Source organism: Curtobacterium sp. MCBA15_013 (assembly GCF_001865095.1).
Taxonomy (GTDB): domain Bacteria; phylum Actinomycetota; class Actinomycetes; order Actinomycetales; family Microbacteriaceae; genus Curtobacterium.
Genome location: NZ_MJGQ01000007.1, coordinates 83297 through 104696 on the forward strand (window position 1 = coordinate 83297; position 21400 = coordinate 104696).

Sequence of the window (21400 nt, forward strand, 5' to 3'; positions counted from 1 at the left end):
GCCTCCCGTCCGTCGTGCGGTCCCGCAGGCCGGCGGCGCCGAGACTCGGCCCTGCGGACAGTTTCGCGGCCGCGAAGGCACGAAACTGTCCGCGGAGCCGAGTCTCGGACTCGGGCCTACGCGACCGCCGGCTCCGGCTCCGGCGACCGCTTCTGCACGCGCTGGCCGACCACCGCGGAGACGCCGTCCTGCCGCATCGAGACCCCGTACAGCGCGTCGGCGATCTCCATCGTGCGCTTCTGGTGCGTGATCACGATGAGCTGCGACGACGCCCGCAGCCGCTCGAACACCGTCAACAGCCGCCCGAGGTTGGCGTCGTCGAGCGCCGCCTCGACCTCGTCCATGATGTAGAACGGCGACGGGCGCGCGGTGAAGATCGCCACGAGCAGCGCCACCGCGGCCAGGGACCGCTCGCCGCCGGACAGCAGGGTCAGCCGGTCGATCTTCTTGCCGGCGGGCTTCACCTGCACCTCGATGCCGGTGTTCAGCAGGTCGTCGGGGTTCGTCAGCGTGATCGACCCGGAGCCGCCGGGGAAGAGGATCGGGAAGATGACGTCGAACGCCTCCTTCGTGTCGTCGAACGCGGACTCGAAGATCGTCTGCATCTTCTGGTCGAGCTCGTCGATGATCGTCATGAGGTCGGTCCGGGTCTTCTGCAGGTCCTCGAGCTGCTCGGCGAGGAACGCGTGACGCTGTTCGAGCGCCTGGAACTCCTCGAGCGCGAGCGGGTTCACCTTGCCGAGCTGCCCGAGGTCCCGCTCGGCCGCCTTGAGCCGTCGCTCCTGCTCGGCGCGGACGTACGGCACCGTCTCGACGTCGGCGGGGTCGACGTCCTCGGTGGCGTCGAACTCGGGCAGGGCGGGCCCGCCCGGGAGCGTCGACTCCGCGTCGACCAGTTCGACCAGGTCGTCGTCGGCGTCGGAGATCGGGTCGGCGTCGGTGGTCGGGTCGACGTCGGTCGGCGAGTCGTCGGACTGGAGGCGCGGCTCGGCCCCGTCCTCCACCGTCGCCTCCGGCACGGCGCCGTCCAGGACCGTCCCCGCCGCGGCGGCAGCGGCCGCGCGCTCGGCGTCGCGGTGCTTCCGGGCGAGGACCCGGGGGTCGATCAGGACGTCCACCGGCACCGGCACGTGCGGCCCGTACTCGGCGACCAGCACGGCCTCGACGAGCCCGAGCTCGCTCTGCGCCCGGTCGAGCACGCCGGACACGTGCAACTTCTTCTCGTAGATCTCCATCTCGAGCGAGTGCACGCCGTCGGTGATGGACTGGAGGCGGTCGCGGAGCTCGCGCTCCTCGTTCCGGATCGTCTGGAGCTCGGTGTTCCGCTTCGACCGCTCGGCCTCCTCGGTGGCGAGCTGCACGCGCGCCTCGGCGAGGGACCGGTCGACGGCACCGAGCAGCCCGGGCAGGTCGGCGAGCACGTCCTCGGCGACGGCGATCTGGCCACGGCGGATCACGGCGAGCCGTGCGGCCTCCGCCGCTGCGGCGCGTTCGGCCTCGAGTTGCCGCTCCAGCTGGTCGGCGCGGGTCCGCTCCGCACGGACACGCTCGCGGACGGTCTCGACCTGGATGCGCTGCTCGATCTCGGCGGCGCGTGCGGCCTCGAGCGCGTCCTGCAGCCCGGGGCGCTCGGACGCGTCGACGACGGGGCGCGGACGGTCGGCGAATTCTTGGCGCGCGCGTTCCGCCTCGGCCAGGGCCGCCTCGGCAGCCTCGACGGCGCCGTCGGTCTCGGCGAGGGCCGCGCGCAGTCGCTCGACCTCGGCGGCGGCGTTCTCCACCTTCGCACGGGTCGACGCGCTGGTCCGGTCGTACTCCGCCTTCGCCCGGGCGTGGGCGCGCGAGGCAGCGTCCGCGTCGTCCGCCGCGCGACGTGCGTCCTCGACGGCGGTGCGGGCGGCCTGGAGGCGCGTGGCCGCGTCCTCGGCGTCGCGCGCGATCGCGTCGCGGCGGGTCACGGCGTCGTCGCGTTCCGCGACGAGTTCGATGCGCGAGGTCACGCGCTCCCCGCCGCCCGTCACGCGGACCGCACGGACGAGGTCACCGGACCGCGTCACCACCGTGGCCTGCGGGGCGGCGGTGAGCACCGCCTCCAGGTCGACCCCGTCGGTGTCCGCGACCAGCGTGTCCCGCAGGATCGCGGCGATCGCCGGCGGACCCTGCACGAGGTCGAGTGCGCGGCGGACCCCGGCCGGGAGCCGCTCGGGCAGTCCGGACGGCGGGGCGTCGGCGTCGGCGACCACGACGTCGATGCGTCCGATGTCCTCGGTGCGGGCGTGCGCGACGGCGTCGAGCGCGACCGACCGGTCGTCGGCGAGGACGGCGTCGGCGAGCCCGTCGAGGGCGATCGCGATCGCCCCTTCGAACCCGGGCGTCACGCTGAGACGGTCCGCGAGGCGACCCACGATGCCGTCGCGCCCTGCCTCGATGAGTGCCTGCGAACCGTCACGGACGTCGATCGACATGCCGAGCGCGGCGACACGGGCGTCCAGGGCGTCCCGTTCGCGCTCGAGGGCGTGCAGGCGGTCGCGCAGCTCGTCACGCGCCGCCTGGGCCGCCTCCTGCTGCTCGCGAGCGGTCTCGAGCGCGGCGGTCAGCGCGTCCTCGTCGATGCCCTCGGACGGATCGGTCCCGAGCTCGGCGAGTGCCGCAGCCGCCCGTTCGGACCGCTCCCCTGCCTCGGCCAGCGCCCGCTCGCGCCGTTCCCGGTCGGCCACCGCGGAGCCGCGCTTCGACGTCGCCACGTCCACCGCGGACCCGAGGCGCTGGGCCTCGAGGTCGTGCTGCGAGACGAGAGCGGCCTGGGCGGCGATCCGCTCGTCGAGGGCGTCGAGCGCCGCCCGCGCCTCCTGCACCCGCTGCGCCGCCACCGCCGTGCCGCCGGTCATCTCCGCCGCCTGCGCCTCGAGCCGGTCCGCTTCGTTCCGGACGCCCTGCACCTGCTCCGGCGTGATCGTGGGGCCCTGCTGCGGTGCGTCGGCTTGCTGGGCGAGGAACATCAGGCGCTGGTTCGCCAGGCTCGACAGGCCGCGGAGCCGCTCCTGCACGCTCTCCAGCCGGTGCACCACCGTGCGGGCGCGGTCGACGTCGTCGCCGACCATGCTCTGCTCGACGTGCTGCTGGCGGGCACGGGTCTGGTCGAGCCGTTCCTGCAGCACGATGCGCTCGGACTTGCGGCCGGCCTCGACCTCCTGGTGCTCGTGGAGCTCGCGGCGCAGGCGGACGACGTCGTCGGCGAGGATGCGGGCCTTGGCGTCACGGGCGACCGCGGCGACCGACTGGGCCTTGCGCGCGACCTCAGCCTGGCGTCCGAGGGGCTTCAGCTGGCGGCGGATCTCCCCCGCGAGGTCGGACAGGCGCGTCAGGTTCGTCTGCATCGCGTCGAGCTTGCGGAGGGTCTTCTCCTTGCGTCGACGGTGCTTCAGGATGCCGGCGGCCTCCTCGATGAAGCCGCGGCGGTCCTCGGGCGTGGCGTGCAGGACCTTGTCGAGCTGGCCCTGGCCGACGATGACGTGCATCTCACGGCCGAGGCCGGTGTCGCTCAGGAGCTCCTGGACGTCGAGCAGGCGGCAGTTCTCGCCGTTGATCGCGTACTCGCTGCCACCGTTGCGGAAGAGCGTGCGGGAGATCGTGACCTCGGAGTACTCGATCGGCAGCAGGCCGTCGGCGTTGTCGATCGTCAGCAGCACCTGCGCACGGCCGAGCGGACCGCGCGTCGAGGTGCCCGCGAAGATGACGTCCTCCATCTTACCGCCACGGAGGGTCTTCGCCCCCTGCTCCCCCATCACCCACGCGAGGGCGTCCACGACGTTGGACTTGCCGGAGCCGTTCGGGCCGACGATGCACGTGACGCCCGGTTCGAACGCGAACGTCGTCGGCTGCGCGAAGGACTTGAACCCCTTGATGGTCAGGCTCTTCAAGTACATGCGGTCTCCGGATGCTCTGGTTGGGCGTCAGGCTAACGCGTGCGACGGCGTGGGCGTGGTTGGCACACGGGGCAGATGTGGCTCGATCGGTTCATGAAGGCCTCACGCACGATCGTGGTGCCGCACCGGGGGCACGGCTTCCCCTGCTGGCCGTAGACGTTCAACCGCTGCGAGAAGTACCCGGACTGCCCGTTCACGTTGACGTACTGCGCGTCGAAGCTCGTGCCGCCGTCCTCCAGTGCACGGCCGAGGACGTGCCGCACCTCGGCCAGGAGGCCGTGCAGGTCGGCGCGGGTCAGCCGCTCGGCCGGGCGGTCGTAGTGCAGCCTGGCCGCCCAGAGGGACTCGTCGGCGTAGATGTTCCCGATGCCGCTCACGACGCCCTGGTCGAGCAGGACGCGCTTGATGCCGCTCGAGCGCTTCCGGGCGGCGGCGATGAAGCGGTCGTCGTCGAACGCGGGGTCGAGCGGGTCGCGGGCGATGTGCGACACCTGCTTCGGGATGCTCCGGCGCCACACGGCGTCAGGATCGACCTCGTCGACGTGTCCGGCGGAACCGGCCGGCGCCCCGTCGATCGTCGGGACCATCTCGTCGATCGCCATCGAGCCGAACGTGCGCTGGTCGACGAACTCGAGCTCGACCGGTGGCTCCGGGGAGCCGTCGCGGTCGGTGCCCGTGGGTTGGACGTCGAGGAGGATCCGTCGGTGCTTCGCCGCCTCGCGCCCACGGCCGAGCAGGATCTGACCGCTCATGCCGAGGTGGGCCACGAGGGCCTCGGGTCGGTCGCCCTCGTGCTCGGGCTGCAGGGGCATCCAGAGGAACTTGCCACGACGGACCGCGGCGGCGATGGTGCGACCGGTCAGGCGGTCGGCGAAGTCCTCGGCCGGACCGTCGTGCCGGGTCAGTGCCCGGTCGTCGACGACGTCCACGTGCAGGACCCGCGCGCCGCTGACGGCGGGTTCGAGGCCGGCGCGGACGACCTCGACCTCGGGCAGTTCGGGCACGCGGTCAGGCCGCCCGGCCGGAGAGCTGCGTCCACGCCAGGAGCGCCGCTGCCATCTCGGCGGTCTTCTTGCTCGACCCGGTGCCGGTGGAGACGTCCTCGCCCTGGAGCACGACCGTGGCGTGGAAGGTCTTGTCGTGGTCGGGACCGGCCTCGGTCACGCGGTACGACGGGTTGCCGAGCGACAGGCTCGACGCGAGTTCCTGCAGGCTCGTCTTCGGGTCCATCGCGGCGCCGAAGCGGTCCGGGTCGACGAGGAGCGGTTCGACCAGCCGGAGCACCAGCGCGGTCGCCGGGTCGGGGCCGGCGGAGAGGTAGGTCGCGCCGATCACGGCCTCGACCGTGTCGGCGAGGATCGACGACTTGTCGCGGCCACCGGTCTGCTCTTCACCCTTGCCGAGCCGGAGGTACTGTCCGAGCCCGATCATGCGGGCGATCTCGGCGAGGGCGACCGTCGACACCAGGCTCGCGCGCCGCTTGGCGAGGTCGCCTTCGTCGAGGTCGGGGAAGGACCGGTAGAGCTTCACGGTCACGGCCTGGCCGAGGATCGAGTCCCCGAGGAACTCGAGGCGTTCGTTGTGCCCGATGCCACCGTGCTCGTACGCGTACGAGCGGTGGGTCAGGGCGAGCTGCAGGAGCTCGAGGTCGATGTCGGCCCCGAGGATCCCCTGCAGACGAACGACGTCCGGCCCCACGGGGCGGGACCCCGTGGCGCCGGACGTCGCTGTCATGCGTGTGGTCCGATCAGACGTCGGCGACCTTGCGGCCCTTGTACTCCATGTACAGGGGCGTGCCGGCGGAGTCCTCGACGACCTTCGCGCGGTGCGGGAGGCTGTAGGTGACCTTGCCGTTCTCGATCGTCTTCACGAGCTGGACCGGCGCGGCCTTCCACTGCGAACGACGGGCGTGCGTGTTGGCACGGGACTGCTTGCGCTTGGGAACGGCCATGGTGGTTCTCTTTCGGTTGGTCGGTGGTCAGTGGCGAGGGGCGGCGGTCAGTCGGCCTGGTCGGCGTCGGACCGCTCCTGACCCTCGGTGGTCTGGGGCGTGGTCGTGCTGGCTGCGTCGGTGTCCTCGCCGCCGCTCGTCGCGTCGTCGAGGGTGATGCCGCTCAGCGCAGCCCACCGCGGGTCCAGGACCTCGTGAGCACGCTGCTCGCCGATGTCGGCCAGTCGCTCGCCCGTCACCGGGTCGAGGCCTGGGCAGTCCGGTCGGCAGACCGGCTGGAACGGCAGCGCCAGCACCACCGCATCTCGAACGACCTGTTCACAATCCACGTGGTCATCGTGAACGAAGAAGTCGAAATCCTCCGAGGCATCATACGCGAACAGCTCGGCGAAATCGACCTCGACGGGCTCGCTGATGTCGATGAGGCACCGGGAGCACTCGCCCTCGGCCTCGGCGCTGGCGTGCCCGGAGACGAGGACGCCCTCGTGCAGGCCCTCGAGCCGGAGGTCGATGTGCATCTCGGCGCCTTCGCGGACGGAGATGACACCCGCTCCCATCGCATCCGGCACCGCGATGTCGAGCGAGTGCTCGCGCATCTCGCCCGGCCGGTGCGCGAGGTCGCGCACGCGCAGGGCGTAGGGGCTGTTCACGTGGGAAGACACGATCGACAAGCCTACATCGCTCCGGCCTGCGAGTCGAGGCGGGGGCGGGCGTGTCCGGTTCCGTGCGTCCGGCGCTCAGCGTCCGGTGTGCTCGTGGAGGGCCGCCGCGACCACCTGCGGCACGTACGGGGTCACGTCGCCGCCGAGGGACGCCACCTGACGGATGAGCGAGCTCGACACGTGGGCGCGGGCGGCCTCCGGCAGCAGGAACACCGTCTCGACGTCGGCGAGGTGGCGGTTCATGATCGCCATCGGGGTCTCGTACGCGACGTCCTCGCCGGATCGGACGCCCTTGACGAGGACCTTCGCACCGACCTGCCGGCAGTAGTCGACGAGCAACCCCGAGGTCCACTCCCCGACCCGGACGTTGTCGGACACGCCCGTCTCGACGAGCGACTCCTCGATGAGGCGGACACGGTCGACCGCGTCGAACATCGCGGGCCGCTTGTCGGGGTTGTGCACGACGAGCACGTGCACCTCGTCGAAGAGCCCCGCCGCACGCCCGATCACGTCGAGGTGCCCGAGGGTCACGGGATCGAAGGAACCGGGGACCACCGCGATCTGCGCCATGCCAGCGACGATACCGGCGTTCAGTTCTTGCCGAGGAACGCGGCGTCGGACTCGTCGAGCCGCCGGGCCAGGGCTTCGCGGAGCGCGGGGTGCCCGTCGAGCTGCGGATCGGGCTCCAGCACGCGCTCGGCTTCCTCGCGCGCGTCGACGATGAGGTCGGCGTGCTCCACGACGCGCAGGAGGTTCAGCGACGACCGCCCGCCCGACTGCCGTTCGCCGAGCACGTCGCCCTCGCGCCGGAGCTCGAGGTCGACCCGCGCGAGCTCGAACCCGTCGTCGGACGCCGACACCGCGTCGACCCGTTCCCGCGAGGTCGTCTCGGCCTCGGCCGCGGTCACGAGCAGGCACACGCCGGCGTACTGGCCGCGGCCGATGCGCCCGCGGAGCTGGTGGAGCTGCGAGACGCCGAACCGGTCGGCGTCGAGCACGGCCATCATCGAGGCGTTCGGCACGTCGACGCCGACCTCGATCACGGTCGTCGCCACGAGCACGTCGACCGTGCCGGCCGCGAAGGAGGTCATCACCCGGTCCTTCTCGTCCGCCGTCATGCGGCCGTGCAGGACCTCGATCCGGCGGTCGGCGAGGACCGGCATCGTCCGCATCCGTTCCGCCGTGGCGAGCACCGTGGCCGGGGCGCGCTTCGGGGTGTCGTCGCTCGCCGGGTCGGGCTCGCCGTCGTCTTCCGTGTGGGCGTCGTCGATCGCCGGGCACACCACGAAGGCCTGTCGGCCGTCGGCGAGTTCCTCGGCCATGCGGGTCCAGATGCGGGACTCCCAGCCCGGGTGCTCGGCGAGCGGGACCGTGAAGGTCTCGACGCCGGCGCGGCCGGAGGGCAGCCCGGTGATCGTCGAGACGTCGAGGTCGCCGAACACCGTCATCGCCACCGTGCGCGGGATGGGCGTCGCGGTGAGGACGAGCACGTGCGGCGGTGTGGCCCCCTTCGTTCGGAGGGCCTCGCGCTGTTCGACCCCGAAGCGGTGCTGCTCGTCCACCACGACGAGGCCGAGCTCGGCGAAGTCGACCCGGTCGCCGAGGAGCGCGTGCGTGCCGACCACGAGCCGCGAGCTGCCGGACGCCGCTGCGAGCAGTGCCCGCCGCCGTTCGTCCGTCGACTGCGACCCCGTGAGGATCACCGGCCGGAGCTCGGCCGCGAGGTCGGGGCCGAGGAACTTCACGATCGACCGGAGGTGCTGCGCCGCGAGGACCTCGGTCGGGGCGATGAGCGCCGACTGCCCGCCGGACTCGGCCACGGTGAGCATCGCCCGGATCGCCACGAGGGTCTTGCCGGAGCCGACCTCGCCCTGCACGAGGCGGTGCATCGGCCAGTCCGCCGCCAGGTCGTGCGCGATCTCGGCGCCGACCGACCGCTGGTCGTCCGTGAGGGTGAACGACAGCGTGGCGTCGAAGCGTTCGAGGATCCCGCCGGGCGAGGCGGAGCGCGGCGTCGCGGCGGTGGCGCGCGCGGCGATCCGGCGCTGCACGAGGGCGGTCTGGAGCACGAACGCCTCGCGGTAGCGGAGGGCGTCCTGCGCGCGCTTGAAGTCCGCGACCTTCTCGGGGCGGTGCAGGAGTTCGAGGGCCTTGCGGAACGGCACGAGGTCGAGCCGGGTCCGCACCCGGGCGGGGATCGGGTCCGGGACGTCGGGCAGCGTGTCGAGCACGATCGCCATCGACTTGGCGATCTGCCACGAGGTCAGCGTCGACGTCGCCGGGTAGATCGGGATCGGCTGGCGGGAGAAGCGGATGGCTTCCTCGGACTCGGGGTCCGCCGTCGCCCGGGGGTCGTCGCGGTCGAACAGCTCGTAGTCGGGGTGGGCGAGCTGCCGTGCACCGCGGTAGTCGCCGACCTTGCCGGAGAAGATGCCACGGGCACCGGGCACGAGGTCCTTCGTCCGCCAGCCCTGGTTGAAGAACGTCAGGGTGAGCAGCCCCTTGCCGTCACCGATCTTGGCTTCGAGGATCGAGCCGCGGCGCGCACGCATCGTCCGTTCGCGGACGTCGACGACCTCGGCCACGATCGTCACCGACTCGCCGATCGCGAGGGAGTCGAGCGCGGTCAGGGCACCGCGTTCGGCGTAGCGCCGGGGCGCGTGCTCGAGGAACTCGCCGACCGTGCGGTACCCGAACGCCTTCTCGATCGCGCTCGCCGTCCGTCCGCCGAGGACGTTCGACAACCGCGCGTCGAGCGGTGCGGGGCCGAGGTCCGGCACCGCCGGCTCGGTTGTCGTTCCGGTCGTGACCACACGTCAACGGTACCCGGCGGCACCGACGCGATCCGCGCCTCCTGGACCGCCTGTGGAGAACTGCTGGAGCGCCCGGCGGCCCGCTACGGTGGCTGCATGACCCGCATCATCGCCGGCGCCGCCGGCTCCACGACGCTCCGGGTGCCGAAGTCCGGCACACGGCCGACGAGCGACCGGGTGCGCGAGGCGCTGTTCTCGTCGCTCGAGGCACGCGGGCTCGTCGACGACACCTCCGTCGCCGACCTCTACGCCGGCACGGGTGCCCTCGGGCTCGAGGCGGCGTCCCGCGGTGCGGTCGAGGTCGTGCTCGTCGACCGGGCGTCGGCGGCGGCGCAGGCCTGCCGGGCGAACGCGAAGGCCGTGCAGCAGCGGGTTCCCGGCGTGCGGATCGACGTGCAGCCGCAGCCGGTGCTCGGGTACCTGCGCGGCACCGTCCGGACGTTCGACCTGGTGTTCATCGACCCGCCGTACGACGTCACCGAGCACGAGCTGGCCGAGGTGCTCGAGACGCTCGTGCCCCGGCTCACGGCGGCCGCGGTGGTGGTCGTGGAGCGGAGCAAGCGCTCCCCCGAGCCGACGTGGCCCGCGGGGCTCGAGCCGTTCAGCAAGCGGAGCTACGGCGAGACCGTCGCGTGGGAGGCCGTGGTCGCCGCCGCCTGACGCCGCGCCCGCGCCCGCGAACCGGTCAGCCGACCGCGCCGTCCCAGTCGGCGTAGGGGTCCCACCCGGTCGTCGGCACGGGCACTCCCCCGCGCACGAGGTCCGCGTCGCCCCGGTCGAGCACGACACCGATCCGACGGAACCCACCGGGCAGCGGGACACCGGTCGGGAACGCGGCGAGCAGCCCGTGGTCCTCGCCGCCGTGCAGCGCCACCTCGTCGATGACGTGCCCGCTGTCGGAGGCCTCGTCGAGCGCCAGTGTCACCCCGCTGGCCCGGGCGAGCCGTCCGGCGTCGATCGCCAGCCCGTCGGAGAGGTCGAGCATCGCCGTCGCCCCCGCGGACGCCGCGCGTGGTCCGTCCGCGATCGGCGGGACCGGGCGCCGCTGTCGTCCGACGTCGGGGTCCGTGTCCGCGCCGCTCGCCACGACCGCCTCGCGGGAGGGTTCGCCGTCGGCGTCCACACCCTCGCGGAAGAGCCGCGTCAAGCCGCGCGCCGCCGGCCCGAGCTCCCCCGAGACGGCGAGGACGTCCCCGGGGCGGGCGCCCGAGCGGACGACGGGGGCACGGCCCTCGAGGTCGCCGAACGCCGTCACCGACACCGTGAACGCCGACGACGTGGAGAGGTCCCCGCCGACGACACCGCAGCCGGGCACCAGGGCGTCGACCGCCAGGCGCACCCCGTCCGCGAAGGCCTCGAGCACCGCCACGGGGGTGTCCTGTGGCGCCGCCAAGGCGATCACGAGGCCGGTCGGCACCGCACCCATCGCGGCGACGTCGGACAGGTTCGTCGCCGCGGCCTTCCACCCGACGTCCTCGGGTGCGGACCAGGCCCAGCGGAAGTCCGGCCCGTGCACCATCATGTCCGTGGTCACCACGAACCGGCCGTCCGGTGCCGCCACGACCGCGCAGTCGTCGCCGGGGCCGAGCAGCGGCGCTCCGGCGGGCAACCGGCGCACGATGCGGTCGAGGACGACGAGTTCGCCGAGCTCCCCCACGGTCGGTCCGGCCCAGGCGTCGTACGTCGCGTCCACACGAGAACGGTAGCCTGGACGTCGATGGACACCGTGCGCCGCCCCACCCGGAAGACCGCGATCGTGGGCGTCGTGATCGCCCTCGCGGCCGGTCTGACCGGCTGCACGAACGCCGTCGCGATGTCCCCGGCGCCCTCCGCCGACGCCGCCGCGTGCGCAGCGGTGCAGGTCCGGCTGCCGGCAGCGGTCGACTCGAAGTTCGACCTGCGGAACACGAACGCCCAGTCGACGGCGGCGTGGGGCGACCCCGAGGTGGCCCTGTACCACTGCGGCGTGGCCGTCCCGACGGTCTCCGACCTGCCGTGCTTCTCGCTCGGTGACGTCGACTGGATCCGGGACGACCGTGGCGGGCAGATCGTCTACACGACCTTCGGGCGGTCGCCGGCGGTCCAGCTCGTCATCGACGCGACGAAGACCACGAACCAGGTCGTGCAGGACGTCACCGACGCGGTGTCGACGCTCCCGAAGGACGGGCACCAGTGCCTGGACCCGTCCGACGTCGACCAGTAGGCCCGGATCAGCGGACGGCGGCGCGCCCCAGCTCGATGAGCTCGCGGACGAGCTCGCCGTAGGACACGCCCGACGCCGCCCAGCAACGCGGGTACATCGACAGCGGCGTGAACCCCGGCATCGTGTTGACCTCGTTCACCACGAAGCCGTCGTCGGTCAGGAAGCAGTCGACGCGGGCGAGCCCGGAGCCGCCGATCGCCTCGAACGCCCGGGCGCCGATCGACCGGATCTCGTCCGTCTGCGCCTCGGTGAGCGGGGCCGGGCAGAGCAGCGACTCGTCACCGCCGAGGTACTTCGACGCGAAGTCGTAGAAGCCGTCCTCGGCGACGACGATCTCGCCCGGCAGGCTCGTGCGCGGGACGCCGTCACGACCCTCGAGCACCGCGACCTCGACCTCGCGCCCGATCACCCGCGGCTCGACGATGACCTTGGAGTCGTGCTCGAACGCCAGGTCCATCGCGGCACCGAGCTCGTCGGGGCCGTCCACGCGGGACACCCCCATGCTGGAGCCCGCACGTGCCGGCTTCACGAAGAGCGGCCACCCGTGCGCGGCGATCGCCTCGGCGACGTCGACCGGGTCGGCCGACCACTCGCGACGGAGCACGGTCGTCCACGGCGCGACCCGGAGCCCGGCGTGCTCGAGGACCGCCTTGGCGACGTGCTTGTCCATGGCCAGGGCGCTCGCGAGCACCCCGTCGCCGACGTACGGCAGACCGGCGATCTCGAGGAGCCCCTGGACGGTGCCGTCCTCGCCGAACGGGCCGTGCAGGATCGGGAAGACGATGTCGACCGCGATCGTCGTGACGGAGCCGTCCGGGTGCGAGACCACGAGCTCGTTCGTCGCCGGCGACGTCGGGAACGCCACGCGGGTGCCGTTGTCGGGCACGGTCGGGAGCGTGCCGTCACGGAGCGCCCACTGCGCCGGGTCGTCGGGCTGGAGCGTGAACGCCCCGTCCTTCGTGATGCCGATCGGCACGAGGTCGTACTCGGCACGGTCGACGACGTCCATGATCCCGCCGGCGGTCACGCAGCTGATCTCGTGCTCGCTCGAACGGCCGCCGAACAGCACGGCGACGGTCGTCGGTGGCACGGGTGCGATCGTGGGCATGGCAGTCCTCTTGCTGGTCGGGGTCGGACCGGTCACTCGCCCTGGGGTTCGTCGGTCTCGGTGAGGTGCGGCGCGATGTTGCGCGGATCGAGCCTACCGGCGAGCACCTCGGCGACCTGCCCCACGATGGGCATGTCGACGCCGTTCGCCGCGGCGAGCTCGAGGATCGGCGCGACCGAGGCGAGCCCCTCGGCGGTCTGGTTCATCTGGCGCACGACCTCGTCGAACCGGTACCCCTGGCCGAGCAGCCGCCCCGCGGTGTTGTTCCGCGAGAGCGGTGACTGGCACGTCGCGATGAGGTCGCCGAGACCGGCGAGCCCGGACAGCGTCGAGGGCTGCGCGCCGAGCGACACCGCGAAGTCGGTCATCTCGGCGAGCCCGCGCGTGATGATCGACGCCTTCGTGTTCTCGCCGTAGCCGACGCCGTCGACGATGCCGATCGCCACGGCGATGAGGTTCTTCAGCACGCCGCCGAACTCGGTGCCGATGACGTCGGTGTTGATGAACGACCGGAAGTACGGGTTCGTGGCGACGGCGGCCACCGCGCTGGCGGTCTCGGCCGACGACGAGGACACGACGGCCGCGGTGGGCTGCCGACGGGCGATCTCGAGCGCCAGGTTCGGGCCGCTCGCGACGGCGATGCGGTCCTGGTCGATGCCGAGGCCCTGGAGCAGGACCTCGCTCATCCGCAGACCGGTCGCCTTCTCGACGCCCTTCATCAGGCTCACCACGGGCACCCCCGGCGCGAGCAGCGGCGCGATCGCGTCGAGGTTCGACCGCAGGGTCTGCGACGGCACCGACACGTACACCTGCTGGGCGCCGTCGAGCACGGCGGACAGCGACGTCGAGGCGGTCAGGGTGCGCGGGAGGTTGATGCCGGGCAGGTACTCCGAGTTGCGCTTGGTCTCGGTGATCTCGCGCGCGACCTCGGGGCGACGTGCCCACACGACCGTGTCGGCACCGCCCTCGGCGAGGACCTTGGCGAACGTGGTCCCCCAGCTGCCGGCACCGATGACGGCGACGCGCGGCTTGTCGGTCGACTGCATGACCACGCGGATCGCGGCGGTGTCCACCGCTCCGGGGGCTGCGACCGCGGGGTCCGGGTGGTCATCGTGCGGGCGGAGGCCCGGTCGCTGCTCACTCAAACCGGCCGGTCTCCTTCTGGTTGTTCGCCGCCGGGTCCCAGCGGGTCGGGGGTGCCTGCTGCCCGCGGAGCTCCTCGAGCAGCGCGGTGATGTGCCGCATGAGCAGCTCGGTCGCCTCGACGAGCACCTGCTGGTCGATCGGCTTGCCGCGGTACGCCGACAGGTCGACGGGGTCGCCGACGATGACGTCCACGCGCGACGGCGGGATGAGCCGGAGCTTCTTGCCGTACCGCGCCATGATGTTCTGCGTGCCCCAGTGGGCCATCGGGATGAGCGGCACGTCGTTCTCGAGCGCGATCCGCACCGCGCCGGTCTTGCCGCGCATCGGCCACAGGTCGGGATCACGGGTGAGCGTGCCCTCGGGGTAGACGATGATGGCGCCGCCCTGCTCGATCAGGGACCGGCCGCCACCGAGCGGGTCGCTCAGCCGGGTACGGCCGGAACGCTCGACGGGGATCTGGCCCATGCCGGACATGATCTTGCCGAAGACCGGGACCTTGAAGAGCGACGCCTTCGCGAGGAAGCGCGGCGCCCGACGGGACAGCCAGACCGCCGTGCCGACGACGAGCGGGTCGATGTTCGTGAAGTGGTTCGGTGCGAGCACGAACGCGCCCTCGGCCGGCAACCGGTTCGGACCGTGCCAGTGGTAGCGCGCGGAGAAGCGGAAGGTCGGGATGACCACGGTCGCGAGGATCCGGAAGGCCGTGTTCAGCTCGCCGCGACGCCACCGGCGCCCAGGGACGGGCATGCCGGTGGTGACCTGCGAGGCGGAGGCGCGCCGCGCCTCCTGGCCCTCACCGTCACCGCGAGGTGCCGGAGCAGCAGTCACCGCGCTAGCCCGCGAAGTCGAAGTCGGCGCCGAGCTTGCGCAGCTTCGGGATGAAGTGCTCGTAGCCGCGGCTGATGATGCCGACGTTCGTGATGTGGGACTCGCCCTCAGCGGTGAGTGCCGCGATGAGGTGGCTGAAGCCGCCGCGGAGGTCCGGGACGCGGACGTTGGCGGCGTGGAGCGTCGTCGGGCCGGTGATGACCGCGGCCTGCTCGAAGGGACGGCGGGCGACGCGACGGTCGTGCCCGGGCAGGCCCTCCTTGTGGACGACGATGTCCGCGCCCATCTCGTTCAGGGCGTCGGTGAAGCCGAAGCGGTTCTCGTACACGGTCTCGTGCACGATGCTCTGCCCGGCGGCCTGGGTCAGGGCCACGACGAGCGGCTGCTGCCAGTCCGTCATGAACCCGGGGTGCACGTCCGTCTCGATGACGACGGGCTTGAGGACCTCGAGCTCGCGGTAGAAGCGGATGCCGTCCTCTTGGATGTCGAACCCGCCGCCGACCTTGCGGAAGACGTTGAGGAACGTCATGAGCTCCTGCTGCTTCGCACCCTCGACGAAGATGTCGCCGTTGGTCGCGAGCGCGGCGGAGGCCCAGCTGGCGGCCTCGTTGCGGTCGTTGATCGCACGGTGCGTGTAGCCGCGGAGCGACTGGACGCCCTCGATGAAGATGACGCGGTTCGGCTCGACCGAGACGATGGCGCCCATCTTCTGCAGGATCGCGATGAGGTCCATGATCTCGGGCTCGATCGCGGCGTTCCGGAGCTCCGTGACGCCCTCGGCGAGGGTCGCGGACAGCAGGACCTGCTCGGTGGCGCCGACGCTCGGGTACGGCAGCTCGATGTACGCGCCCTTGAGGCCGTCCGGGGCGGTGAGGTGGATGCCGTTGACCTGCTTGTCGACGACCGCGCCCATGGCACGGAGGGCGTCGAGGTGGAAGTCGATCGGGCGGTCGCCGATGCGGCAGCCGCCGAGGTCGGGGATGAACGCCTCGCCGAGCTTGTGCAGCAGCGGACCGCAGAACAGGATCGGGATGCGGCTCGAACCGGCGTGGGCGTCGATCTCGGCGAAGTGCGCCGACTCGACGTTCGACGGGTCGAGGATGAGCTCGCCTCGTGCAGGATCGGTGATGCGCACGCCGTGCACCTCGAGCAGCCCGCGGACGACCTTGACGTCGGAGATGTCCGGGACGTCCTTGAGGATCGACGGGGTGTCACCGAGCAGCGACGCCACCATGGCCTTGGTCGCGAGGTTCTTCGCCCCGCGGACCTCGATGCGCCCCACGAGCGGCTTGCCCCCGCGGATGACGATCTCGTCCGACTTGAGGCCCACGCGCGCCCCTGCGGCCGCTGCGTCCTGTACGAGAGAGTTCACTACTTCACCGGCAATGTCTTCGGCCGCCAACGGGAGCGGCGGGATTCGAACTCCGTGATCGAGGTCTCGTCACGGAGGGTGAGCCCGATGTCGTCGAGCCCTTCCATCAACCGCCAACGAGTGTAAGCGTCGATCTCGAAGGGGACGTCCACATCCCCGAGCGACACGCGCTGCGCCACCAGGTCCACGGTCGCCGACACCCCCGGGTTCCGCTCGATCTCGGCCCAGAGCCGCTCGACTTCCGATTCGGTCACGATCGCGGTGACCAGTCCCTGCTTGCCCGCGTTGCCCTTGAAGATGTCGGCGAAGCGAGGCGAGATGACGACCGCGAAGCCGAAGTCACGCAGTGCCCAGACGGCGTGCTCACGCGACGAGCCGGTGCCGAAGTCCGGGCCTGCCACCAGGACCTTCGCGCCCTGGTACTCGGGCTGGTTCAGCACGAAGTCGGGGTCCTGGCGCCAGCCGGAGAACAGGGCGTCCTCGAAGCCGGTCTTCGTGACCCGCTTGAGGTAGACCGCGGGGATGATCTGGTCGGTGTCGACGTTGGACCGCTTGAGCGGTGCGGCGATCCCGGTGACGGTCGAGATCTTGTCCATCAGTGTGCCCCTTCCAGGACGGCGTTCGACTCGGACGTCTCCAGGTCCCACGGGCTGGAGAGCGTGCCGCGCACGGCGGTCGCCGCGGCCACGAGCGGTGACACGAGGTGGGTGCGCCCGCCCTTGCCCTGACGTCCCTCGAAGTTGCGGTTCGACGTGCTCGCGCAGCGCTCCCCCGGCGCGAGCTGGTCGGGGTTCATGCCGAGGCACATCGAGCAGCCGGCGAACCGCCACTCGGCGCCGAACTCCGTGATGACCTTGTCCAGCCCCTCGGCCTCGGCCTCGAGCCGGACCCGTGCGGACCCCGGCACGACCATGACCCGGACCCCGTCGGCCTTCTTGCGGCCCTGGATGATCGACGCGAAGGCCCGCAGGTCCTCGATGCGCGAGTTCGTGCACGACCCCATGAAGACCGCGTCGACGGCGATGTCCTTCATCGGGGTGCCGGCCGCGATGTCCATGTACTCCAGCGCACGCTGCGCGGCGGCCTGGTCGTTCGGGTCGTCGAAGTCGGCGGGCGACGGCACGCTCTCGGACAGCGAGACGCCCTGGCCGGGGTTGGTGCCCCAGGTGACGAAGGGCTCGAGCTCGTCGGCGTCGATGAAGACCTCGGCGTCGAACACCGCGTCGTCGTCGGTCGACAGGGTGTCCCAGTACGCGACGGCGTCGTCCCAGTCCTGGCCGGTCGGGGCGTGGTCGCGACCCTGCACGTAGTCGTAGGTGGTCTGGTCGGGGGCGACCATGCCGGCGCGGGCACCGGCCTCGATCGACATGTTGCAGATCGTCATGCGGCCCTCCATCGAGAGCGCACGGATCGCCGAGCCGCGGTACTCGAGCACGTAGCCCTGCCCGCCGCCCGTGCCGATCTTCGCGATGACGGCGAGGATGATGTCCTTCGCCGTCACGCCCGGACGCAGCGTGCCCTCGACCGTGATCGCCATGGTCTTGAAGGGCTTGAGCGGCAGGGTCTGGGTCGCGAGGACGTGCTCGACCTCGGACGTCCCGATGCCGAACGCCATCGCACCGAACGCCCCGTGCGTGCTGGTGTGCGAGTCGCCGCAGACCACCGTGATGCCGGGCATGGTCAGGCCGAGCTGGGGACCGACCACGTGGACGATGCCCTGCTCCTTGTCGCCCAGGGAGTGCAGGCGGACGCCGAACTCCTCGCAGTTGCGACGGAGCGTCTCGATCTGGGTCCGGCTGGTCGGGTCCGCGATCGGACGGTCGATCGCGAGGGTCGGGGTGTTGTGGTCCTCGGTCGCGATCGTCAGGTCCAGGCGGCGCACCGGGCGGCCGGCCTGGCGCAGGCCGTCGAACGCCTGCGGACTCGTGACCTCGTGCACGAGGTGGAGGTCGATGTAGAGGAGGTCGGGGTTGCCGTCCTCGCCCTTGACCACGACGTGGTCGTCCCACACCTTCTCGGCGAGCGTCTTTCCCATCGGCCCGACCCTTCCTCGTTGTCGTCGATGCGCCGCTGTCGCGGCTCGGTCCGGCGAGTCTAGCAGGTTGGTATACCAACGTGCTCCCGCGTCGACCCGGCTGCCTGGAGGCGCGGCTCGACTCCGCGACACCCGTCGCGGTGGGAAGATGGTCGCGACATGACGACACCTGCGCACTCGACCCGGACCATCAACATCGAGGGCGCGATCCGCGCCGCGGTCGCCGGTGGCGCCCCGCTCGCGCTGCTCATCGCCCTCGGGATGCCCGGGTACGCCGCCTTCGCCATGTTCGCCGGGTTCACCGCGATCTTCGGCGCGACCGAGCCCTACCGGCAGCGTGCGGTGACGACCGGTGTCGCCGGCGCGATGCAGGCGGTGTGCATGGCCGCCGGTGTGGGTGTCGCCCTGGCCGGGTCGCAGCTCTGGATGCAGGCGGTCGGGCTCGTCCTCGTGCTCGTCTTCGCCGTCTGCACGCTGAGCGCCCTCCGCTCGATCCCGGCGCAGCCGATCTTCCCGGTGTTCGCGTTCCTCGTCTCGTCGCTCGTGCCGGTCCGGCCGGCCGACGTCCCGGTCATCGCCACGATCATCGTGTGCTCGGTCGTCTGGGCCTGGCTCGTCGCGATGTCCGGCTCCGTCCTGCGCCTCGTGCTGCACCCGCACGCCCCGCACCGGTTCCGGCCGCTGGCGGAGCGCAAGCACCGGTCGCTCGCGGTGCTCCGGACGCCCGCGCTGTGGGAGACCGTGGCCCTCAACGTGGTCGGAGCGCTCGTCGCCGGAGCCGTCGCCGAGACGATCCCCGGGCTCGGGCATCCCTACTGGGCGGTCATCGCCGTGGTGTCGACGCTGCCCGCACTGCGCCAGCGGCACACGGTGTTCCGGGCGTTCCAGCGGTTCATCGGCACGATCGGCGGCACCGTGATCGCGGTGGGCATCCTGCTGCTGGAGCCCTCGGCGTGGTGGATCGTCCTGATCGCCGTCGTCGGGCAGTTCTTCGCGGAGATCTTCGTCGCGCGGCACTACGCCGTGTGCCTGCTCTTCCTCACGCCGCTCGCGCTCGCCGTGTCGTGGCTGAGCCTGCCCGAGGCGCCGGAGCTCCTCGCGCTCGACCGCGTCGCGCAGACCACACTGGGCGCGCTCGTCAGCGTCGCGCTGCTGTTCGTGGGGCGAGGGATCGAGCGGCGGCGCGGTCGCGCGCTGGGCGCGACGAGCGCGATCCGCACCGTCTGACGCGGGCTGCGCGGACAGGAGGGGCGGGTCGGGCCGGCACCGCGCCTCCCGTCCGCAGCAGGCCGCCGCAGACCCGCTGCGGACGCGTGCGCGGACGCGTCAGTCGCGGGGCTGGATGTTCCAGGCGTCGATGACGGGACGGCCGTGCTCGTACCCGAGCACGCTCACCGAGGCGGTGCCGAGCTTCAGCACGGCGCCGTCCTGCGGTGCGAGGCGGATCCACGCGGCGCCGAGCGCGCGGAGGACGTGCCCGTGGGCGACGACGATCGCGTCCTGCCCCTCGGCGAGGACCGGCCGGGCACGGTTGAGGATGCGCTCGACGCGGACCCGGACCTCGGCGGCGTTCTCGCCGGGGGTGTCACCGGCGGGCACGCCGTCGGTCCAGAGGTCCCACGGGCCGTGCCGGAGGACCTTGATCTGCGGCGTGGTGAGCCCCTCGTACGCGCCGTAGTCCCACTCGTAGAGGTCTTCGTCGAGCTCCGCGTCGACACCGACGAGCGCCGCCGTGTCGCGGGCACGCTGCAACGGGCTGGACAGTGCCAGCGCGAACGTGCGGTCCGCCAGGTACCGGCCGGCGCGCTTCGCCTGCTCGATGCCGTTCTCGGTGAGCGGGATGTCGGTGCGGCCGGTGTGCTGCCCGCTCTTCGACCACTCCGTCTCTCCGTGACGGACGAGGACGAGTTCGCCGGGGCGTTCCGAGGTCATGTGTTCCTTCCGATGAGCAGGCCGAGCGCGGCTGCGCCGACCGAGACGACGAGCATCCCGAGGCCGTTCAGGACGGCGAGCCGGGGCTTGCCGGATCGGAGGAGCTGTACGGTCTCGACGCTCGCCGTCGAGAACGTCGTGTACCCACCCATCATGCCCGTTCCGAGCACCGCGACGACCGGGAGCGGGATCGTGCCCGCCTGCCCGAGGCCCGTCAGGACCCCGAGGACGAGCGATCCGGACACGTTGATGACGACCGTGCCGAGCGGGAAGCCGGACACCCGGGCCTTCACGACACCGTCGAGGATGAAGCGCAGCGCCGCGCCGACTCCCCCGCCGACCGCGACGAGGAGCAGTTCGAGGGCGTTCACCGGGCACCTCCGGACCGGAGCACCGTGGCGAGCCCGATGCCGGACACGACGGCGAGCAGCCCCGCCGCCACCGTGAGCAGGGCGTACCCGCTGCCGGCGCCCCAGCGACCGACGTCGAGCAGCTGCGCGGTGTCGTCGGCGAGCGTGCTGTAGGTCGTGAAGCCACCGAGGACCCCGGTGCCGACGAACAACCGCAGGCCCCGACGACGCCCGACGTCCGGGCCGCGGTGCGCGAGCGCCTCGAGCAGGAGGCCGAGGCAGAACGCGCCGACGACGTTGATCGCGAAGATCGCCCAGCTGATGCCGTCGTGCGCCGGGAAGACCTCGGCGAGGAGCGCTCGGACACCGGTGCCGATCGCCCCGCCGAGTGCGACGACGCCGAGCATCGACCAGCGGAGGTGGGGTGGACGTTCGTGCACGGTGCTCCTATCGCCGAGCACGCCGGATCGTCTCCGCGCGTGCGGTGTTCTCGGGATAGGGACCGTTGGCGGCTGGCCGCGGTTGGGTCCGGCAGGCCCCACTGCCGGGTCTGACGACCGGATCAGCGTACCGCGTCAGTCCGTGACGGCTGCGATGCCCTCGATCTCCACGAGCTGGTCGTCGTGCCCGAGGACGGTCACCCCGACGAGGGTGCTCGGCACGTCGTGGTCGCCCATGGACTCGCGGACGACCTCCCACGCGGCCGCGAGGTCGGCCTGCCGCGTCGACGCGACGAGGACCCGGGTCTGGGCGAGGTCGGCGATCCCGGCCCCCGCGGCGTCGAGCGCGGTGCGGAGGTTCTCGACGTACTGCGCCGCCTGACCGCGGACGTCGCCCACGGCCACGGTCCGGCCGTCGGCGTCGAGGGGGCACGCGCCGGCGAGGAACACGAGTCGGCTGCCGGCGGGCACGGACGCGGCGTACGCGTACTCCGCGACGTCGCTGAGGGCACCGGAACGGATGAGTTGCACGACACTGGTCACCCCGTCAGCCTCGCAGAGCCGGCCGGGACGACGAAAGCCCCCCGGCGGACCGGAGGGCTTTCGTGCTGGTGTGACCCCAGCGGGATTCGAA

Annotated in this window: 21 protein-coding genes; 3 read left to right on the forward strand and 18 right to left on the reverse strand. The window is 72.1% G+C overall.

Annotated features, from left to right (window positions below; translation table 11 throughout):
- Positions 1 to 116: 116 nt before the first annotated feature.
- From BIV01_RS05635 to BIV01_RS05665, 7 genes are all read right to left on the reverse strand, one after another.
- Positions 117 to 3926: an AAA family ATPase gene (locus tag BIV01_RS05635; protein ID WP_071302173.1), complete on the reverse strand. Its 3810-nt coding sequence runs from the start codon at positions 3924 to 3926 to the stop codon at positions 117 to 119.
- A gap of 32 nt (positions 3927 to 3958) precedes the next feature.
- Positions 3959 to 4930, reverse strand: coding sequence for a bifunctional DNA-formamidopyrimidine glycosylase/DNA-(apurinic or apyrimidinic site) lyase (gene mutM, locus BIV01_RS05640; RefSeq protein ID WP_071302174.1), 972 nt, complete (start codon positions 4928 to 4930; stop codon positions 3959 to 3961).
- 4 nt (positions 4931 to 4934) lie between these two features.
- On the reverse strand, positions 4935 to 5660 hold the full coding sequence (gene rnc, locus BIV01_RS05645; RefSeq protein ID WP_254791783.1) for a ribonuclease III: 726 nt from the start codon (positions 5658 to 5660) through the stop codon (positions 4935 to 4937).
- Positions 5661 to 5673: 13 nt separating this feature from the next.
- Complete coding sequence (gene rpmF, locus BIV01_RS05650; protein ID WP_022905230.1) at positions 5674 to 5877, reverse strand: 50S ribosomal protein L32; 204 nt, start codon at positions 5875 to 5877, stop codon at positions 5674 to 5676.
- A gap of 47 nt (positions 5878 to 5924) precedes the next feature.
- Positions 5925 to 6527, reverse strand: a complete 603-nt coding sequence (locus tag BIV01_RS05655; protein ID WP_070416418.1) for a YceD family protein — start codon at positions 6525 to 6527, stop codon at positions 5925 to 5927.
- 87 nt (positions 6528 to 6614) lie between these two features.
- Entirely contained in the window at positions 6615 to 7109 is a 495-nt protein-coding gene (gene coaD / locus BIV01_RS05660) for a pantetheine-phosphate adenylyltransferase (protein ID WP_070416419.1), read from the reverse strand.
- A gap of 20 nt (positions 7110 to 7129) precedes the next feature.
- A complete protein-coding gene (locus BIV01_RS05665; RefSeq protein ID WP_071302208.1) occupies positions 7130 to 9319 on the reverse strand; it encodes an ATP-dependent DNA helicase RecG in 2190 nt (729 codons plus the stop codon).
- Positions 9320 to 9448: 129 nt separating this feature from the next.
- Here BIV01_RS05665 and BIV01_RS05670 point away from each other — a divergent pair, with 129 nt between their 5' ends.
- The gene (locus BIV01_RS05670) at positions 9449 to 10012 is read left to right on the forward strand and encodes an RsmD family RNA methyltransferase (RefSeq protein ID WP_070416420.1); all 564 of its coding nucleotides are present in this window, start codon (positions 9449 to 9451) and stop codon (positions 10010 to 10012) included.
- 25 nt (positions 10013 to 10037) lie between these two features.
- Here BIV01_RS05670 and thiL read toward each other — a convergent pair whose 3' ends face one another.
- Positions 10038 to 11045, reverse strand: a complete 1008-nt coding sequence (gene thiL, locus BIV01_RS05675) for a thiamine-phosphate kinase (RefSeq protein ID WP_071302176.1) — start codon at positions 11043 to 11045, stop codon at positions 10038 to 10040.
- Between the two features lie 24 nt (positions 11046 to 11069).
- On the opposite strand from thiL, the gene BIV01_RS05680 reads away from it, so the two are divergent.
- Positions 11070 to 11555 (forward strand): DUF3515 family protein, encoded by a 486-nt coding sequence (locus tag BIV01_RS05680; protein ID WP_071302177.1) that lies wholly within the window; start codon positions 11070 to 11072, stop codon positions 11553 to 11555.
- Positions 11556 to 11562: 7 nt separating this feature from the next.
- Here the strand turns inward: BIV01_RS05680 and BIV01_RS05685 are convergent, their stop codons facing one another.
- From BIV01_RS05685 to leuC, 6 genes are all read right to left on the reverse strand, one after another.
- Positions 11563 to 12663, reverse strand: coding sequence for a D-alanine--D-alanine ligase family protein (locus BIV01_RS05685; protein WP_071302178.1), 1101 nt, complete (start codon positions 12661 to 12663; stop codon positions 11563 to 11565).
- A gap of 32 nt (positions 12664 to 12695) precedes the next feature.
- Entirely contained in the window at positions 12696 to 13709 is a 1014-nt protein-coding gene (locus BIV01_RS05690; RefSeq protein WP_070419107.1) for an NAD(P)H-dependent glycerol-3-phosphate dehydrogenase, read from the reverse strand.
- A 91-nt stretch (positions 13710 to 13800) separates the two neighbouring features.
- Positions 13801 to 14556, reverse strand: a complete 756-nt coding sequence (locus BIV01_RS05695; RefSeq protein ID WP_071296141.1) for a lysophospholipid acyltransferase family protein — start codon at positions 14554 to 14556, stop codon at positions 13801 to 13803.
- An 85-nt stretch (positions 14557 to 14641) separates the two neighbouring features.
- Positions 14642 to 16009, reverse strand: coding sequence for a UDP-N-acetylglucosamine 1-carboxyvinyltransferase (gene murA, locus BIV01_RS05700; protein ID WP_071296140.1), 1368 nt, complete (start codon positions 16007 to 16009; stop codon positions 14642 to 14644).
- Complete coding sequence (gene leuD / locus BIV01_RS05705) at positions 16009 to 16605, reverse strand: 3-isopropylmalate dehydratase small subunit (protein ID WP_071296139.1); 597 nt, start codon at positions 16603 to 16605, stop codon at positions 16009 to 16011. The genes murA and leuD overlap by 1 nt, the downstream gene beginning before the upstream one ends.
- Positions 16605 to 18044: a 3-isopropylmalate dehydratase large subunit gene (gene leuC / locus BIV01_RS05710; RefSeq protein ID WP_071302179.1), complete on the reverse strand. Its 1440-nt coding sequence runs from the start codon at positions 18042 to 18044 to the stop codon at positions 16605 to 16607. The genes leuD and leuC overlap by 1 nt, the downstream gene beginning before the upstream one ends.
- A gap of 159 nt (positions 18045 to 18203) precedes the next feature.
- Here leuC and BIV01_RS05715 point away from each other — a divergent pair, with 159 nt between their 5' ends.
- Positions 18204 to 19271, forward strand: coding sequence for an FUSC family protein (locus tag BIV01_RS05715; protein ID WP_071302180.1), 1068 nt, complete (start codon positions 18204 to 18206; stop codon positions 19269 to 19271).
- 99 nt (positions 19272 to 19370) lie between these two features.
- On the opposite strand, the gene BIV01_RS05720 is transcribed toward BIV01_RS05715, so the two are convergent.
- From BIV01_RS05720 to BIV01_RS05735, 4 genes are all read right to left on the reverse strand, one after another.
- Complete coding sequence (locus BIV01_RS05720) at positions 19371 to 19976, reverse strand: histidine phosphatase family protein (RefSeq protein WP_070416429.1); 606 nt, start codon at positions 19974 to 19976, stop codon at positions 19371 to 19373.
- The gene (gene crcB / locus BIV01_RS05725) at positions 19973 to 20347 is read right to left on the reverse strand and encodes a fluoride efflux transporter CrcB (protein WP_071302181.1); all 375 of its coding nucleotides are present in this window, start codon (positions 20345 to 20347) and stop codon (positions 19973 to 19975) included. Before crcB ends, BIV01_RS05720 begins: the two co-directional genes overlap by 4 nt.
- The gene (locus BIV01_RS05730) at positions 20344 to 20733 is read right to left on the reverse strand and encodes a fluoride efflux transporter FluC (RefSeq protein WP_071302182.1); all 390 of its coding nucleotides are present in this window, start codon (positions 20731 to 20733) and stop codon (positions 20344 to 20346) included. Before BIV01_RS05730 ends, crcB begins: the two co-directional genes overlap by 4 nt.
- Before the next feature lie 168 nt (positions 20734 to 20901).
- Positions 20902 to 21309, reverse strand: coding sequence for a RidA family protein (locus BIV01_RS05735; protein WP_175473644.1), 408 nt, complete (start codon positions 21307 to 21309; stop codon positions 20902 to 20904).
- Positions 21310 to 21400 lie beyond the last annotated feature (91 nt).